This is a genomic window from Burkholderia sp. SCN-KJ, from assembly GCF_024656005.1.
Taxonomy (GTDB): Bacteria; Pseudomonadota; Gammaproteobacteria; order Burkholderiales; family Burkholderiaceae; genus Burkholderia.
In genome coordinates this window covers 335,625-353,050 of sequence record NZ_JANKOG010000004.1, presented here as the reverse complement: position 1 = coordinate 353,050, position 17,426 = coordinate 335,625, and the positions used below count along the sequence as shown (strand labels likewise).

Sequence of the window (17,426 nt, the reverse complement as noted above, 5' to 3'; positions counted from 1 at the left end):
ACAGTACTAGAGGGTTAGGAAAGTTATCCACAGGGAAGTTCTAGCTCGGTGCCGTACTAGAGGGAGCACGCCCCTATGGTGTGCGCCTTTCCTACAGGGTGCAGGCTGTAGCGGCTTCCATTCTTATTTGTAAACAAATGATAGGAGTACAAATGACAAAGGTGCAAAAGAGCGCCAAGGCTCGGCCGTACGAGCAGGAGGGTACACGGGTAATCTCGCTCCGTGTGACTCCCGAAACGCTGCGTAGCTTGCGGCTCCTTGCGGTAGAGCAGGACCGGTCGGTTTGCGACCTCATGCGCGAGCAAGCGGAGCGACTTGTAGGGACGGCGTGAGGAAACTGCTATCCCGCATCCTCGGCAGATCACCGGAGCCAGCGCCTACGAAGGAATACCGCGTATCCCTAGGCGATGGACAGATTGCCGTCCTGCACTTCAAGGACGATTCCAACATGCCTCCGTTTGATCCGGGCGCGCCGATTGTCTTTATCACGGACCCCGAGCCGCGCAAGGACTAACAAGATTGAACGTAGGCGGCCCGCCTTAACTCGGTCTACGGGCTGGCCGGTAAGAATAAGGCCGGACTTTTCAACTTACATAAACTAAGGAATACAAATTAATGAATCATTCGACTCTCTCGCACCTGACTGCCGAAGAACAGATCAAGCTGGCTATTCTCATGGGCGTTCCGGGTAACGCTGAGTTTGCCAAGAAGTATCCAGAAATGATGGCACTTAGCCGCGTCGCGGCGAACGACGGAGCGACAAAGGCGAAGATCGCCCGTGCGCGAATCGATGGGAATATCGCCAAGGCCATCACGAGCGCGCGGGGTATGGGTATGCCTAATGAAAGCGTAGAAGCAATCGTAATGGATAAAGCTTTGACGCCCGAAGCAGCAGCGATCAAGCTGGGCGAGGTCACGAAGTCAGCAGTTGCGCCGCTCGGCAACACAACACCGAACCTCGTCTATCCGCGCCAAGCACAGGGCGTTACGCCGCTCGTTCCGGTCGTAACGAAACCGCTCGTAACGATGCTGGCCGAACTCGGTGCGCCGCAGTTGCCCCCGGAAGTACGTGTGTTGACTCAGGCTGCGTTGCTGGCTGCGTCGGAAGTCGCAGAGGGGCAACCGTACCCGGCCGCCGCACCGGGTACCGATTTTGCGCTCAATGGTACTCGCAAGTTTGGCTTGATTCTCGCCTTTTCCAACGTGCTGCTTAACGCGGACAACGATGGGAATGTGGTTTCCTTTGTGCAAACCAACCTTGAAAACGCCGCAAATAATGCCATCGACGCTGCAATGGTTGCGAGCCTGACGGCGGCGGCGGGAGCGGCACAAACAACGATCAACGCCGCCCTTGAGGCGTTTCACGGCGATCTGCGTACCGCGTGCTGGGTGGGGAACCCGCAAACCCTTGCAAAGCTCCGCAGCCCGCAGGAGCAAAACATCGGGCCGCGCGGCGGTACGTTCTACGACCTGCCGGCGCTCGCTGTACTGGCGATGCCTGATGGGCTGCTGTTCCTCGTGGATGCGCAACGAACGGCCGTGTTTGACGGGCCGCAGATTATCGAGCGAAGCAACGAGGCGGATATTGTGATGGATACCGCGCCGAACGGTAGCAATGCCACGATAACGCGCCTGTTCCAGACCAATCAAACGGCTTTCAAGATTACGCGGTACGCCGACTACAAGCTTATGGTCAATCCGGTTGCTGTAACCGTCGCCTAACGTTAGAGGAGAGGGCGTGTCGCCTGATCCAATTTAATAAGTAATCCATATGGGTTTTATGAGCAAAATTTTCACTCCGAAGCCGCCGCGCAGCGTGGCGGACCATATTAAAAGCGGCGGGTCCGTTCAGTACCACTTTGCGCATTCCGACTATATGCGTTGCCCGGATGGCAGCGTCAAGTATGTTGGATCTAACCCGCCGCCGACGCTTGAGGCCGCTGTAGCACGAATTCAGGCGGAAATTGCGGAGCTTCGAGAGAAGTCAGTGTGTAATGCTCGAAGCGAGCGCAAGTTGCGCAGTCTCATCGCGCAGCAGCAGGAGTTGACCAGCAAAGCTAATGCGCATCTAGAGCGCCTTGCAAACCAAGCGCGTGCCGGAGTCATTGACGCCGCAGAGGTCGACGGGCCGTACCGCGACGCGCATGCTAAACGGGAGGTTGCGCACGAGCTTAACCGGGAGCTTTCTGAGCGATTGAGGGCTGACGAAGCAGCGGCGCGACTCGACGCGCTTGTTAAGGAGCTGCGCGCGTGAAACCGGCGAGGCGCTATAGGTTCGCTTTATCGCGGCAAGCGGTGAAGCGACTCCGCCAGTTGCGGGAGGAGACAGGATATACCGCAGCCAACGAGTTTAGACGTTTGGTCTACTGCCTCATTGACGACACGGGGCCGAAATTCGAGGTGTCCGGCCGTAGGACGAGCTATACCTACAGTGTGACGATGACCGCTGAGCAGTACGCCGGGTTGGTTATCGTGGCCGCCCGCTACGGCGTGCCGAAAGAATGTATCGGGGAGATGGTGCTTAGCTATTACCCCAAGGATTACTAAACTAAAAGGATTGACTATGCAGGAAATGAACAAGAACGTTACCGAGTTGCAGGCAGAGCTTGAACGCGAACGCGAGCTTTTCCGGACCGCAGTGGCTGCGGGTACGGACGGTAGTGCGCATGCCCGCCGTTACGAAGAAATCCAGCGCGAGCTTACCGTGCGCCCATTGGAGGGTGCGTGAGAACGAATCCGCTGTTGATCGAGCTGGCCCACGCTGTAGGCATTGCAACCCACCGACGCGGCGCACGTCGGCCAGTGCAGCTTACGAGCACGGAGCTACGTCTCGCTATCGCTAACCGCTGCCTGGGTCTGACCTCTGGCCCCGTGCCGATTAAGCGGATGGACAGGGCCGCCGATGTAGATAACTGGCTCGCTGCCGCTGTAGTGGCGAACTATCGGGGCCGGCTCGGTTGGTTGCACCAGCAAGCGCAAACCGCACTCCGTAAAGCTAACGAGGCCCGGGTGGCTGCATCCGCTACGTGGGAGCAGGCCCGCAAAGCACGGACTCCCGGGAGAAACCGTAGCGCGGCACGCCGTAAGGCTATGGATGCTATCGAGCAAACACAGCGCGAGTGGCGGGAGTGGCTGGAGATTGTCCGCGTGTCCCTCGACATGATCGAGCTTGAACGCGATATGACCGCAGCAGGCTATGACCTTAGCGAAGTAGAGCGGGGTAGTCGGGCCGATACCCGTAAGGCGCTACAGGACGAAATGGATAGACGTAAGGCTGCTCAGGCCGCACTTTTCGGAGCTAAATAATCGTGGCACGAGTTACTAGAAAGCCAAGAGGTGTGGCTGCGCATCTCAACGCCATTAACGCGCAGCGTATGGAGTGGACCGAGGCGGATAGGCTTTTGGCGGAGCAGCTTGCAGACCTACGCGCGCAGCTCAACACCGCCCGTGCGGAGGCTAGGAAGGCTCCGCTAACCGTCCCGACCGGATCGGGTAGTACGAAACCGAACCCTGTCCACGCTGCTGTAGATCGATTGGCGAGGCAAGAGGCGGCCCTCACTCGACGGCTGGGGCTTGGCCTCAAGAGAACAGCCGGAGGGCAGTACGAGACCCGTAGCAGCCCGCTAGAAGCCCGCCAGAAGCTTTGGGAAAAATGGGGCGGCGTATGCGCCGGGAGCCTCATGCCGGGGGTATGGCTGCACGTTGTACGTGAGGCCGGTGTGGAGATACCTGAGGACAGTCTCGGGTGGCCCTCGAACCCGGCCGAATTGCCCGTATCTGGTGTGCACTAAAAGAACAAGTCGTATTGCGGCGGTTTCCTTCAGGGATAAGGGTTTGCGGGCTGTTCCCTGCTGAAAAAGTACAACTTTTGCTTTTCTCGTTATTTCGACTGGGACCGGTCGGTGTCACGCCTTTTAGCCCTCCGCAATTTCACCCACCGCCCCTCTCTATAGAGGCTCCCTCAAGCCCGGTCCGTGCTGAGACCTACCAATCAGTAACTACCATCGACCAGGAGAATAGACACATGAAACGTAAGTAATCCGTAATTATTGCGGGTAGGTGGTGTTCGAAACTTGGAACATGTCACGGAATCGCGCCCGCAAACCCTTATAAGACCGTAGTCCGGTCGTGCATTGATACCCCCTTGAAAAACATGGAACCTATGGAACCTCATACGCTTTGACTACACAGGATGCAGTAGTAGCGACAGCAGTACGGCTCAATATGCGGACCAAAGCCGCAGAGCAGGAGCTATCCGCAGCAAGTATCGGCGTTGCTGTAACAGTCGAAACCACGGTACACACTGACAATGACTCGAAGAACTATGCAACCGTTTTAGCTACGACGCTATGCGATAGACCAGAGCTAGCGAGCGGTACACGGGAGGATATGGGGCAGCTAATCACAATAGCTATGGCACTAAGCAGACCATTTAACCCTGCTCGACTGAGCCGAGCACTTAGCGTTCGCGCTAAGAAACTGGTTGCCGGAATCCTAAGCCGCTACGGGTACAACCCATCGAGCCTAACAAGGGGGCTGGACATTCGGGACATAGTTAGAGCAGGGGCCAATGCGGCCCCAAGCGACGAACATATCGTGCGAACCCGGTTCGAGGTGGACGGGGTGTTTCTCGGATCAACATGGTATCCGTACGGCCGGTGCAGAACGTACGAGACTGACTTCCCTTGGTATTACCTAGGCATTCGTTTTGCTGGGGACTTCATACCCCTGCGTACGGTGCTTGCGATGCGGGACATAGGGATAAGTCAGTTTATCGAGCTGGACAAAGCCGCACACATCAGGGCTACGGACGAGCGGATGAGAAGTAGGCAATCTATTGATAAGGATATTTGAATAATTGGCAGATAGATCACTTAACGTCAAGGTAACCGCTGACGCATCCGGTTTTAGTGCCGCAATGGACAGCGCGCGCGACCGAATTACGAAGTACGCGGAACAGACGGGCCGCACAAAGCAAGTGCTGGAGACCTTCCAGCAGGCTCTAGATGAATCGGGAGCATCTACCGCCAAGCAAGTCCAGCAGATCGCCAAGGCGGCAATGCAGCTTGATCGTATGGCGCAGACGGCGGGTAAGACCCAGGCGGAGCTTGCCGCGCTTCGTGCGGAGCAGCTCGGGGCCGGCGAAGCGTTCAGCGCGTACACGCAGAAAATCGCAGAGGCAACTAGCCACACGCACGAGTTCTCGGCCGCAATGCTGAAGAACAAGGGCGTGCAGCGAGAAATGCTTGTGCTCATGCACGAGCTTTCGCAGGGTAACTTTAAGGCGTTCGGCGGTTCAATGCTCGTCATGGGCGAGCGTACCGGATTCGACCTTACCAAGCTCTTTAGCGGTACTGCTCTCGCGGCCACGGCCGCTACTGCGGTTATCGCCGGCACAATCTCCGTAGTGCATCACGCACAGACTGAGCTTGAGAACTACGGCAAAGAGTACGTAACCCTGTCGCAGCAGACCGGCATTAGCATGCAGAACTTGCAGCAATGGGCGTATGTCACCGAATCAGCCGGCCTCAAGACCACGGAAGCGGCTAAGAGCCTGGAGGCATTCGAGCAGGCACAGAATAAGGCCGCCCACGGCAACAAGCAGGCTGAAGCGGCGTTTAGCGCGCTCGGTATCTCCATGCAGCAGGTTAAGGCCCTGTCCCCTCACGACGCCTTGCTTGCGGTTGCTGACGCGTTCTCTAAGTCGCAAGACGGTGCAGCAAAGGCTGCGATTGCACAGGAATTGTTCGGCCAGTCCGGCGAGCAGCTTATTCCCACGCTCAACCAGGGTGCAGAGGGTATCCGCAATCTGGAGAATGAGGCGTCACGCCTGGGCGGGGTTCTCTCCGATGACGTGAATAAGCGTCTCGCGGCGCTTAAGGAGCACACGGAACAGGCACACGCTCGATGGGAGGCCATGTCGCGGGGTGCTAAGGCTCAGCTCGTACCGGCTCTCGAAGCCGTTACCGGTGCTTTGTCTGACAACGCGAGTATGAAGCCTCTTATTGAGGACTTTTACCATAGTGTTACGGACGTGTTCCGTCTCGTTGTGTCCAGTGCGTATGGAGTCTATACCGCGTTCAGCCAAGTTGGTGACGGTATCAACATGCTGTCCACCGCTGCTAATCACCTCGGAGCGGGGAACTTCGGTGCAGTGGTTGACGACTTCAAAAACGGATTCCACACGATGGAGGCCGACGGCAACCGGTTCGTCAACTTTTACCAGAAAGTCTGGAAGGACATAGAGGCCACCAATAGCGCAGCCGAAAAATTAGCACCTAAGAATCAGCTTAGCTACGCGAAGGTCCACCAAGGTTCCGGCCGGGGCAACGAGAACGCGCTAAACGGTCAGCTCGCGCAGTACGAAACGCAGCTCAAGCAGATCGACCAAGCCCGACAGGAAGCGTTGCAAACGGCCAAGGCGGACTTTGATACGGGTGCTCTCACGTACCAGGACTACTACGCCAAGGTAGTCCAGATTAATACGGATGCCTACGGGAAAGAGGAGGAGCTACAGCGGAAGCGTATTGAACTTGCACAGCAGAAGCGGAGCCTAGCGGCGGCCCAGTCCGCGCAGCAAGAGCTAGACCGTATTGAGCACGAGCACGTCAAAGCGGTTGCAAATGCGACTACCGCAATTGCGAAGGAATACGAGAAGCGGGAAAAAGCGTTTGCTCGTTTCCAGACGCAGCAGGCTAACATTGTCTCGCGTATGCGTAATGCAGACGACCTTGCTAACCGCGCGCAGTTCATGAGCAAGGACGACGCGAAAGTGACTGCCGACAAGCTCAAGCTGTACGAGAAGTACGAGCAGGACAAGCAGGCTATCCGGGACCAATACCCGGACGAGGCAGACGCGAAGGAACGCGACCGACGTTTGCAGGTTGTCCAGCAGACGTACACGGATCAGCTCGCAGAGTACGAGGCGTACGAGCGACAGCGCAACCAAATCCGCAATTCGTTTAGCGATCAAGCGGGTATTGCTATCAAGGACTTCGCTGATACCGGCAAGACCAACGCGGAAGCTTTCGCGGGCGGCTTTACCCAGGCGTTCGGGCAGGTACAGAGCGCAATGGATAAGTTCGTTACCACTGGCAAGCTCAACATGGCCGACCTCACTAGCTCGATTCTGGCGGACTTCGCCAAGATCGCGGCTAATCAGGCGTTCTCCTCTCTTGTGAGTATCGGCATGGGCGCTCTCGGTATCGGTGCCTCGGCCGGCGCCGGCGCAACTAGCTTTGCGGGCGCGTTCCACCTCGCGGACGGCGGCCACGTTACCGGTGCGGGTACGAGTACGAGTGACAGTATCCCGGCCATGCTTTCAAACGGCGAGTACGTCGTTAACGCAGCCAGCACCGCAAAGTATCGCGGCCTTTTGGAGTCCATCAATAGCGGGCAAATGTCGCACTTCGCAACCGGCGGTTACGTGGGTGGCGGAGGCTCTAGCGGCGGTAGCTCGTCCGACGGCGGCGGCGCTGTACACCTACACGTATCGGGCGGCGGTGGTTGGTCTCCTGAGGACCTTAAGGCGATGCAGGCTCACATGCAGGCGTTCGTCGATCGTCGTATGTCGCAGAACTTCAGAGGCCAAGGGGGCTATGCCTATCAAATGAAGTACGGCCAGATTTAAGCGGATATTGCGGGTACATTAATGCTGTCAATCATTTAGGAAAGCTATTGAAGTACGCAACCTCGTTTAGTATGGAGCTTTGGCGCTAACCAACGGCGAGGTTGTATGGATGAGAAGGAGTTGATAAGGCGGATTCTATTGGCTTCTCAGAAAGGACCGGACATGACGAGGCCGCAGCCGGACAGCAGTGGTTACACGCCCCCAGCTCTCGGGACGGCTCACGCCCGCTTGATGGGCTACTACGAGATGGGTAAGCACCCGGGCAAGTACAAGGGCCAGCCGCGTGTTAATGACGAGGTGTGGCTCGCTTTCGAACTGAGCGGCCCAAATCATCCTCCGCGTGAGCTTGACGACGGTACTCGTGTTCCGCAGCGAATCATGGTCAAGGAGCGTTTTGACCTTACCGCTACTGCGCACTTCTTCAAGCTGTTTGGCATGATGAATTACGCGGGCAAAGCTACGCACATGGCTCAACTGCTGGGCGAGGCGTACCTCGTTGAGGTGTTCCACCGCAAGAGCACGGATGGTATGTGTAAGTACGCTTATATTCGCGACTCGAACGGTTATACAGTGCGAGGGCCGAGCTACCAAGACCCGATCAACGGCAAGACGGTTGCCGTTGAAGTCGCTCCTCCGCTTACCGAACCGCGCGCGTTCATTTGGGATATCGCGGACCTGGAAATGTGGAACAGCATTTTCGTAGAGGGTGAGTACGAAGCCAAGAAGGACGACAAGGGCAACGTCACCCAGGCCGCGCGCTCGAAGAACGTCCTTCAGAACTACATCAAAGAGGCGCTTAACTGGAAGGAGCACCCGCTCGCGCAGATTATCGAGGCGGGCGGTGCGGAGACTTGACCATAAATAAGGCCCGCGTAAGCGGGCCTAGATGCAACGGGGACGGTTCGGAATTCATGCGATTTGATACGGCTCGCTCCAAACGTTCGGGGCGATAGGGAGGACCTTGGCTAGCTCTCGAAGCACCTCGGCCATGTTGCCGGCGCAATATCGCACAACAGCAGTAATTACACCGCCTCGTTTGGTTTGTCGCAGGATACGAAAACCGTAATACACCAGCGTATCGAGCACGCGCTTACAGGCGGTGCGCGTGCGGTCCTTCAGCGTGATATGTAGCGCATGCGCTAAGCTGTGCGGGGCGGTCCGTGCTTCACGCGTGCCTCCCGCCAGTCTGAGCACTTCAGCCGACCAGCCGAGCAGCTTACTTGCCGGAATATCAAAGGGGTGATTTGCTGCGGGCGTCTGATGTTTCAGCGTGACATGCAGCGCGTCAATGGGAGTACGAATTCCCGCATATTTTGCAGCATTTGCGATGCTACTGATTTCTTGCGTGCTGTTATTCATGGTCTCTATCTCTTAACGTGTGGTCGGGACAGCAGACGCAAGTTTACGGGCGGCAGTAAACCCAAAGCAAGATTTATTGAGGGGTGCAAATCTAATGTCAAGGGTTTTGTATATACGCTTGCGTGTGATACGTACCCTATAGGTTAGGCATTCCCGAAACCACAAAGCGTGCGATAGCCTCCACGAGAGGGCGCAGAGGGTAGAACTCTCCACCGTATCCGCTGGATGCGGAGCCGTCGCTATGTCCCTGTAGCGCGTCCGCAACCTCTCGGCTAATTCCATGCGTGCGGCATATGTCTTTGAACAGGTGACGGAAGCTATGGAAGGTCATACGCTTGTCCGTTACTTGGCACACGCGGCGGAGGTAGTCCCCGAACCACTTACCCCAGGTTGGCGATACACGCCCGTGCCGGTCTGGGACTAGATCGAATAGGCGACCCTGACTGCGGCGCGTGGTGACGTACTCAAGGAAGCCGAGCCGGATGAGTTCCGAGTGCAACGGGATACGGCGAACGCTCCCGACGTTCTTAACGCGCTGGCCCTCGGCTTCATCATTTACGAATCGGATACACCAGTGTCCGGATTCTTCGAATATGTCGGATGGGGTGAGCTGGCACAGCTCCTCAATACGCGCCCCCGTATACAGTCCGAGCAGCGGTACCCAATACGCGGCTTCTCCCGCGCCTCGGACTGGCCGCAAACCATCGGCATAGACCGGGCTTGCGAAGATCGCACCGATAGCTGCCTCATTGAACGATACGCGGGACTTGTCGGTACGCTTTACGACGACGGTCACACGCGGAATGGGGGCCGGAATGAGCATGCTATCGGCCGCATAGTTCATTAGCGTGAAGAACTGGCCCACGTACCTATTCACGCTCGACGCGGCTAGGCCCGACTCCTGGAGCTTCTCTTTGAACGAGACGACGTGCTGACGCGTAACGGACGGGACGGGAATACGCCCGACGTGCTCGTAGAACCGGCCTACAACGAGATTCATTTGTTCGACCGTCCCGCCCGTAGGCTGGCGCTCCTTGGCCCACCGCTCAACGAGCGCGGCAAGCGACAGCGCAGAGGCCACGGGGGCGGCTGCTGGGGCCGGTGTATGGAGTTGTGAGGGGAGCGGTTCCCGGGCCGCTCCGACGCGGCGCAATGCCTCCGTATATGCGGCTACCTGCCTCTCGTGCATTTCCTGCCGGCGCACCTCCCGGGCTACCAACCGGTCGTGTTCCTCGTACTGCTCCTCTAGCGGCTGGGCGAATTCGTCCGCAGCCTCGTACATTGCGGTTTCCAGCTCGTCGGCTTGCTGCCGCGTTATCGTTACGTACTGCGGGTGGGGCGTGGGTTTTCGGGGAGGGGTGCCGAGTAGGGCCGCACGCGCGGCGTCAAACTCCTGGTCAATCTTTACGCTAGCCTCGCGGACTATGCGCCGGGCCTCGGCCGGGTCAGACGTACCGAGCGCGCGTACTATCTCGCGGCGGCCAAGGTGTTCAACGAGGTCGGCGGGAACTTTGCGGCGGACATAGTATCTAGAGCCTCGGCGCAGCAAATGATTGGTCATGGTGTCACCCTCGGTGGATGTAACACCGGCGCCAATGCCCCGTAAGTCCTTGTCGGACAAGGTTTTCCCCGAAAATCAAAGGGTTAAGTGTAGCACGTCGGTTTATGGCAAACTGCGCGCGTGATCGGGCCGGCTGACGGTCCGATTGGGCCCGATTGCGTCCGGCGACCGCTTTTTTCGACCGCGCCCCGGGCGGCGCTCCGGCCTCGGGCCGCCATCCCCGCCGTAACCAGCAGAAAGGATTCGCTTGAAACTTCCGTACGAATGGCAGATCGGCTGGCGCTACACGCGCGCCGGCAAACGCACGACCGGCAACGGCTTCATTTCCTTCATCGCGCTCGTGTCGATGCTCGGGATCGCGCTCGGCGTCGCGGCGCTGATCGTCGTGCTGTCCGTGATGAACGGCTTCCAGAAGGAAGTGCGCGACCGCATGCTGTCGGTGCTCGCGCACGTCGAGGTGTTCTCGCCGACCGGCTCGATGCCCGACTGGCAACTGACCGCGCAGGAAGCGCGCCGCAATCCGTCGGTGACGGGCGCGGCGCCGTACGTCGACGCGCAGGCGCTGCTCACGCGCCAGGACGCGGTGAGCGGCGTGATGCTGCGCGGCGTCGAGCCGTCGCTCGAACCGCAGGTGTCGGACATCGGCAAGGACATGAAGGCAGGCCAGCTCGCCGCGCTCGTGCCCGGCCAGTTCGGCATCGTGCTCGGCGACGCGCTCGCCGGCAACCTCGGCGTGACGGTCGGCGACAAGGTCACGCTCGTCGCCCCCGAAGGCACGATCACGCCGGCAGGGATGATGCCGCGGCTCAAGCAGTTCACGGTCGTCGGCGTGTTCGAGTCGGGCCACTACGAGTACGACAGCACGCTCGCGATGATCAACATCCGCGACGCGGAGGCGCTGTTCCGGATGGCCGCGCCGACCGGCGTGCGGCTGCGGCTCACCGACATGCAGAAGGCGCCGCAGGTCGCGGTCGAGCTGTCGCATACGCTGTCGGGCAGCCTGTACATCCGCGACTGGACCCAGCAGAACAAGACCTGGTTCTCGGCCGTGCAGATCGAGAAGCGGATGATGTTCATCATCCTCACGCTGATCATCGCGGTGGCCGCGTTCAACCTCGTGTCGTCGCTCGTGATGACGGTGACCAACAAGCAGGCCGACATCGCGATCCTGCGCACGCTCGGCGCGCAGCCGGGCTCGATCATGAAGATCTTCGTCGTGCAGGGCGTGACGATCGGCTTCGTCGGCACCGCGTCGGGCGTCGCGCTCGGCTGCCTGATCGCGTGGAGCATTCCGTGGCTGATCCCGATGATCGAGCATCTGTTCGGCGTGCAGTTCCTGCCGCCGTCGGTGTACTTCATCAGCGAGCTGCCGTCCGAGCTCGTCGCGGGCGACGTCATCAAGATCGGCCTGATCGCGTTCGTGCTGTCGGCCGTCGCGACGCTCTATCCGAGCTGGCGCGGCGCGAAGGTGAAGCCGGCGGAGGCGCTGCGCTATGAATGATCGCGCGACCGCATTCGCGGATTCACGACAACCCATCAGACAGGATTCGGCAGGTATGCAGGAATACGTGCTTCAGGCGCGCGGGATCACGAAGGCGTTCGTGCAGGGCGGCTTCAACGTGCAGGTGCTCAACAACACCGAGCTGACGGTGCGGTGCGGCGAGAAGCTGGCGGTCGTCGGCGCGTCGGGCTCCGGCAAGAGCACGCTGCTGCACGTGCTGGGCGGCCTCGACGAACCGAGCGCGGGCGAAGTATCGCTGCTCGGCAAGCCGTTTACGCAGCTCGCCGAGCGCGAGCGCAACGAGCTGCGCAACCGCGCGCTCGGCTTCGTCTACCAGTTCCATCACCTGCTGCCGGAGTTCACCGCGCTCGACAACGTCGCGATGCCGCTGCGCATCCGCCGGATGACGACCGAGGACGCGCGCGCGCAGGCACAGGCGATGCTCGAACGTGTCGGTCTCGGCCCGCGTGCGAAGCACCGGCCGGGCGAATTGTCGGGCGGCGAGCGGCAGCGCGTCGCGATCGCGCGCGCGCTGGTGACGAAGCCGGCCTGCGTGCTCGCCGACGAGCCGACCGGCAACCTCGACGGCACGACGGCCGATACCGTGTTCAACCTGATGCTCGAATTGTCCGAGACGCTCGAAACGAGCTTCGTGATCGTCACGCACGATCCCGAGCTCGCCGCGCGCTGCGACCGCATCATGCGCCTGCGCGACGGCGTGCTGCACGAGGAGCCGGCGCTGCCGGTGTGAACGAACGCCTCCGCCGTGCCGCCGGGCGAGTCCCGGCGTTGCGGCGGGGCGCAGGAAAGCCGCCATGTGGATCGATACGCATTGCCATCTCGATGCCGCCGAATTCGACGCCGACCGCGACGCGGTCACGCAGGCGGCGCGTACGGCCGGCGTGTCGCGCATTGTGATTCCGAGCATCGGGCGCGACAATTTCACGACCGTGCGCGAACTGGCGCAGCGCACGCCGGGCGCGGTCTATGCGCTCGGCATCCACCCGATGTATACGCCGCACGCACGCGACGAGGATCTCGACCGGCTGCGCATGGAGATCGAGGCGAGCCTCGACGATCCGCGCTTCGTCGCGATCGGCGAGATCGGGCTCGACTACTTCGTGCCGGGGCTCGACGAAGCGCGGCAGCAATTCTTCTATCAGGGGCAGCTCAAGCTCGCGCGCGAATTCGACCTGCCGGTGCTGTGCCACGTGCGCAAGTCGCAGGACCGCGTGCTCGCCGGGCTGCGCCGCTTCGGCGTGCGGCGCGGCATCGCGCATGCGTTCAACGGCAGTTTCCAGCAGGCCGACGCGTATCTCGCACAGGGGCTGCATCTCGGTTTCGGCGGCAACGTGACGTTCGGACGCGCGTTGCAGATCCGCCGGCTCGCCGCGCAGTTGCCGCTCGACGCGATCGTCGTCGAGACCGACGCGCCCGACATCGCGCCCGAATGGGCGTACAAGTCCCGCAACGCGCCCGACCAGGTGCCGCGCATCGGTGCCGTGCTCGCCGAGCTGCGCGGGATCGACGCGCACGCGCTGTCCCTATCCACAACGGCTAACGCGCTCGCCGCGCTGCCGCGCCTCGCCCTTTCGTCCGCATAATCGTTGCTGGAAGGCGCCGTGTCGACAGCGGCGGCGCCCGTTCGACGAGGAGGCGCGATGCGCGTGTGGTGGATCGCGTTCGCGCTCGGCGTCGTCGTGCTGCAGCGGCAGGCGGCGTTGCCGGGTGCGGGCGGCTGGGCAGGCGGGGCGGCGGTGCTGGCCGGTTGCGGCGCGCTGCTCGCATGGTGTGCGCGGCGCCGTCGAACCCGCGCGATCGTCGCGCTCCGGTGGGTGCTGTGCGCGTGCGCCGCCGGTGCGATTGGATTCGGCTATGCGGCCGCGCGCGCCGAATGGCGGCTGCGTGACAGCCTGCCCGTCGAGCGGGAAGGGCGCAACATCGTCGTCACGGGCGTGATCCGCGGGTTGCCGGTGATCGACGACACCGGCGCGCGACTGCTGCTTGCCGTCGAATCGAACGATGCGGCGCTGGCCCGGTTTCCTCCCGTGATCCGGTTGTCATGGCGCACGTACGGCGCGCCCCCGGCACGCGACGCGATGCCCGATTTGCGCGCCGCGCAGCGCTGGCGCCTCGTCGTGCGCCTGAAGCGTCCGCATGCCGAGGCGAATCCCGGCGTGCGCGACAGCGAGGCGGCATGGCTCGCCGCGGGCATTCGCGCGATCGGCTATGTGGTCGCGCCCGAGCGGGCGGAACTGCTCGACGCGCGTGCGTCGGGATGGCGCGCGTCGATCGATCGGCTGCGCGACGCGCTGCGTGCCGGTATCGCCGATGCGCTCGGCAGCGGCGCGCGCCATCGCGGCATCGTGACCGCGCTCGCGGTCGGCGATCAATCCGGCATCGGCGACGACGAGTGGCGCGTGCTGCGCAATACGGGCACGAGTCATCTGGTCGCGATCTCCGGGCTGCACGTCGGGCTCGTCGGCGCGCTCGCCGGCGGGATCGCATCGATCGTCTGGCGGCGTCTGCGCTGGCGAGGACGTGCGGCGGCGCTGATGATTCCCGCGCCTTATGTGGCTTCCGTTGCCGCGCTGACGGCCGCCGCCGGCTACGCGGCGCTCGCCGGCTTCAACGTGCCGGCGCAGCGCGCATGGTGGATGATCGCGGCCGGTGCGGCCGCCTATCTGGCCGGACGCAGCGTGCCGACGTCCGCGGTGCTGTGCGCGGCGCTCGGCGGCGTGCTGCTCGCCGATCCGTGGGCCGTGTTGTCCGCCGGTTTCTGGCTGTCGTTCGGCGCGGTCGCGGTGATCCTGATGGCGGTCGCGGGCTGGCGCGCGGTGCGCGAATTCGACGGGAGCGACAGGCACGACAGCGGCGACGGTGCGGGGGATGGCACCGCCGCGGTCGACCGCTGGAGGTGGCTGCGAGCAGGGTGCGCGCGTGCCGGGCGCCGAATCGCGGAGGCCACGCGCGTGCAGTACGCGGTGACGATCGGCCTCGCGCCGCTGACGGCCGCGTGGTTCGCGCAGATCTCGGTATCGGGGCCGTTCGGCAATGCATTTGCGATCCCGTGGGTCAGCGCCGTCGTGACGCCGGTCGTGCTCGTCGGTATCGGATTGCCCGCGCCGTTGGACGGCTATGCGTTCCGGCTCGCGCATGCGGCGCTCGAACCGATGATGGCGCTGCTGGGGCATCTCGCCGACTGGCCGGCCGGCGTATTCTGGCTGCGCATGCCCGACTGGCCGGTGTTGATGCTGGCGTGCATCGGCGTCGCATGGGTGTTGATGCCGCGCGGCTGGCCGCTGCGCTGGGCCGCGCCGATCACGTGGCTGCCGCTGCTTGCGCCGGCGCCGGATAAACCGCCGCCGGGCGGCTTCCGGCTGACCGTGCTCGACGTCGGGCAGGGCGCGGCGGTGCTGGTCGAGACCGCACGCCGGACCTTGCTGTTCGATGCGGGGCCGGGGCCGGAGTCGACCCATGCCGGCCAGCGGATCGTTGCGCCGTCGTTGCGGTCGCGCGGAATCCGGACCATCGATACGCTCGTGCTCAGTCATGCGGACGCCGATCATGCGGGCGGCGCGGCGGCCGTCTATGCGACCGCCGAGGTCCGCCAGCTGGTCGCCGGCATCGCGCCACGGCACCGGCTGTGGCGCGACGCGCAGGCGGCCGGCGTGACCGATCGGTTGCCTTGCGCGGCCGGGCAGCGGTGGAGCTGGGACGGCGTCGTCTTCACGATGCTGTGGCCGCCGCGCGTGGCGGCTGCAGGCTCGTCGAACGAACAGTCGTGCGTGCTGCGCATCGACGCGGGCGGCACGTCGGCATTGTTGACGGGCGACATCGAGGCACGCGCCGAGCGCCGCCTGGTGGCCGACGCGCGCGACGCGCTGGCCGCGCAGATCCTCGTCGTGCCGCACCATGGCAGCCGCACGTCGTCGGTCGAGCCTTTCCTCGATTCGGTCGGGCCGCGCGTCGCGGTATTTCCTGTAGGCTATCGCAATCGCTTCGGGCATCCGCACCGGACGGTCCTCGCGCGCTACGAGGCGCGCGGGATTCCGCTGCCGCGCACCGATCGCGACGGGGCCGTGCGGTTCGACGTCGCGCCGGCTAACGGCGGTTTTGCGTTCGAGCGTTATCGCGATGCGCAGCGACGGTACTGGATGGACCGGTGAGTTGGTGTGATGGCGCGCAGCAGGAACGAAGAGACCGGACAGGTGCTGGAGCAGCGGAGCCCGCCGATCGCGAAGCATGGGGCGGGAGTAAGTGCTAAAGCACCAACTCCGGTCGACCGCGAAGCATGGGACAGGAGTAGGCGCTGAAGCGCCAACTCCGGTCGACCGCGAAGCATGGGATCGGAGTAAGCGCTGAAGCGCTAACTCCGATCGACAAAGGAGACATTGGCGTTTGAAGGACATCCTCCACTTCTCGCATGCGAACGGTTTTCCGGCCTCGACGTACCGGACGATCTTCGCCGAGCTGGCAGACGACTACGACCTGCGTTACATCGAGCGCATCGGTCACGACCGCCGCTACCCGGTGACGCGCGACTGGCCGCATCTCGTCGAGCAGCTGCTCGACGACATCGGCAGCCGCTACGAGCGCCCGGTCTGGCTCGTCGGCCATTCGCTCGGCGGCTACCTGTCGCTGATGGCCGCGCTGAAAAAACCGCACTGGGTGCGCGGCGTGGTGATGATCGATTCACCGATCATCGCGGGATGGCGCGCCGGCGCGCTGCGCGCGAGCCAGTGGGCCGGGCTCGACGAGCGGCTGTCGCCGGCGGCCGCGACGCGCAACCGGCGCACGCGCTGGGCGAGCCGCGACGAAGCCTGGCGGCACTTTCACGAGAAACCCGCGTTCGCGCGCTGGGACGAGCGGATGCTGTCGGACTACATCGACCACGGCATCCCGCAGGCGGGCGCCGACGGCGAACGCGCGCTCGCATTCGACCGGCAGGTCGAATACCTGATCTACCGGACGCTGCCGCACACGCTCGGCCCGCGGCTCGCGCACGGCGCGCCGGTGCCGCTCGGCTTTCTCGCCGGCACGCGCTCGCGCGAGGTGCGGCAGGTCGGGCTCGAGGCGACGCGCCGCGCGGCGCGCGGGCGCATCGAATGGATCGAGGGCAGCCACCTGTTCCCGATGGAGCGACCGATCGAGACGGCCCGCGCATTGCAGCGGATGCTGAATTCGCTGAAAACGGCGGAGGGCGGCGTGCCGCGCGACAGCGCTGCGCTCGCGAACAGCGCCTGACGCATCGGTCCGGTGCTCCGCGTCCGGCGTGCGCGGTTGCATTGTCCGGCCGGCCGGTTCGCCCCGGCGCGCACGGCTGGCGCGGCACAGCGCGAAAGGGCGGGATCATCGCGTCAATTGCTGAGAGA

Annotated in this window: 13 protein-coding genes; 11 read left to right on the top strand and 2 right to left on the bottom strand. The window is 62.5% G+C overall.

What is annotated here, in order from left to right; genetic code table 11:
* The first annotated feature begins 615 nt into the window (after window positions 1-615).
* From NQV17_RS09705 to NQV17_RS09680, 6 genes are all read left to right on the top strand, one after another.
* Window positions 616-1,722, top strand: a complete 1,107-nt coding sequence (locus NQV17_RS09705) for a hypothetical protein (protein WP_257771766.1) — start codon at window positions 616-618, stop codon at window positions 1,720-1,722.
* 58 nt (window positions 1,723-1,780) lie between these two features.
* Window positions 1,781-2,254 carry a hypothetical protein gene (locus NQV17_RS09700; protein ID WP_257771764.1) on the top strand — a complete coding sequence of 158 codons (474 nt, stop codon included), beginning with the start codon at window positions 1,781-1,783 and terminating at the stop codon, window positions 2,252-2,254.
* Between the two features lie 309 nt (window positions 2,255-2,563).
* Window positions 2,564-2,728, top strand: a complete 165-nt coding sequence (locus NQV17_RS09695; protein WP_257771762.1) for a hypothetical protein — start codon at window positions 2,564-2,566, stop codon at window positions 2,726-2,728.
* Window positions 2,729-3,090: 362 nt separating this feature from the next.
* Entirely contained in the window at window positions 3,091-3,306 is a 216-nt protein-coding gene (locus tag NQV17_RS09690; protein ID WP_257771760.1) for a hypothetical protein, read from the top strand.
* Window positions 3,307-4,858: 1,552 nt separating this feature from the next.
* A complete protein-coding gene (locus NQV17_RS09685) occupies window positions 4,859-7,630 on the top strand; it encodes a phage tail tape measure C-terminal domain-containing protein (protein WP_257771758.1) in 2,772 nt (923 codons plus the stop codon).
* A 105-nt stretch (window positions 7,631-7,735) separates the two neighbouring features.
* Window positions 7,736-8,485 (top strand): hypothetical protein, encoded by a 750-nt coding sequence (locus tag NQV17_RS09680; RefSeq protein WP_257771756.1) that lies wholly within the window; start codon window positions 7,736-7,738, stop codon window positions 8,483-8,485.
* Between the two features lie 54 nt (window positions 8,486-8,539).
* Here the strand turns inward: NQV17_RS09680 and NQV17_RS09675 are convergent, their stop codons facing one another.
* Together NQV17_RS09675 and NQV17_RS09670 are read right to left on the bottom strand one after the other, a co-directional pair.
* Window positions 8,540-8,989 carry a hypothetical protein gene (locus NQV17_RS09675; RefSeq protein ID WP_257771755.1) on the bottom strand — a complete coding sequence of 150 codons (450 nt, stop codon included), beginning with the start codon at window positions 8,987-8,989 and terminating at the stop codon, window positions 8,540-8,542.
* Between the two features lie 136 nt (window positions 8,990-9,125).
* Window positions 9,126-10,550 (bottom strand): site-specific integrase, encoded by a 1,425-nt coding sequence (locus NQV17_RS09670; protein WP_257771753.1) that lies wholly within the window; start codon window positions 10,548-10,550, stop codon window positions 9,126-9,128.
* Window positions 10,551-10,797: 247 nt separating this feature from the next.
* Between NQV17_RS09670 and NQV17_RS09665 the strand changes: the two genes are divergently transcribed.
* The 5 genes from NQV17_RS09665 (at window position 10,798) to NQV17_RS09645 (ending at window position 17,298) form a co-directional block, all read left to right on the top strand.
* Complete coding sequence (locus NQV17_RS09665; protein ID WP_044848183.1) at window positions 10,798-12,051, top strand: lipoprotein-releasing ABC transporter permease subunit; 1,254 nt, start codon at window positions 10,798-10,800, stop codon at window positions 12,049-12,051.
* Window positions 12,044-12,802, top strand: coding sequence for a lipoprotein-releasing ABC transporter ATP-binding protein LolD (gene lolD, locus NQV17_RS09660; RefSeq protein WP_374692685.1), 759 nt, complete (start codon window positions 12,044-12,046; stop codon window positions 12,800-12,802). Before NQV17_RS09665 ends, lolD begins: the two co-directional genes overlap by 8 nt.
* Window positions 12,803-12,866: 64 nt before the next feature.
* Window positions 12,867-13,655 (top strand): TatD family hydrolase, encoded by a 789-nt coding sequence (locus NQV17_RS09655; RefSeq protein ID WP_257771748.1) that lies wholly within the window; start codon window positions 12,867-12,869, stop codon window positions 13,653-13,655.
* Between the two features lie 57 nt (window positions 13,656-13,712).
* Window positions 13,713-16,220: a DNA internalization-related competence protein ComEC/Rec2 gene (locus tag NQV17_RS09650; RefSeq protein ID WP_257771746.1), complete on the top strand. Its 2,508-nt coding sequence runs from the start codon at window positions 13,713-13,715 to the stop codon at window positions 16,218-16,220.
* Between the two features lie 232 nt (window positions 16,221-16,452).
* Window positions 16,453-17,298: an alpha/beta fold hydrolase gene (locus tag NQV17_RS09645; protein ID WP_044848179.1), complete on the top strand. Its 846-nt coding sequence runs from the start codon at window positions 16,453-16,455 to the stop codon at window positions 17,296-17,298.
* Window positions 17,299-17,426 lie beyond the last annotated feature (128 nt).